1 rRNA gene is annotated in these 228 nt (G+C 39.9%); it reads right to left on the bottom strand.

The features are described from left to right. Window positions 1-116: ribosomal RNA gene (gene rrf, locus AC2YHV_RS27650) — 5S ribosomal RNA — on the bottom strand. Window positions 117-228 lie beyond the last annotated feature (112 nt).

Here is a 228-nt window from a genome sequence, read left to right as displayed (position 1 = left end):
GCTTGGCGACGTCCTACTCTCACAGGGGGAAACCCCCAACTACCATCGGCGCTGAAGAGCTTAACTGCCGTGTTCGGAATGGGAACGGGTGTGACCTCTTCGCTATCGTCACCAAACAATGTTAACATTTTTTCAAGACATATATTATTATAACGTCTTTTTGAGAAAATGCAAGAAGAAATTTTCATTCCTTCAAAACTAGATAATAAGAAGGTATTTCATTTTTTT

This window comes from Peribacillus sp. SRI_006, from assembly GCF_057586375.1.
The sequence above is the reverse complement of the archived record's forward strand: the minus strand, read 5'-3'. Positions and strand labels throughout refer to the sequence as shown.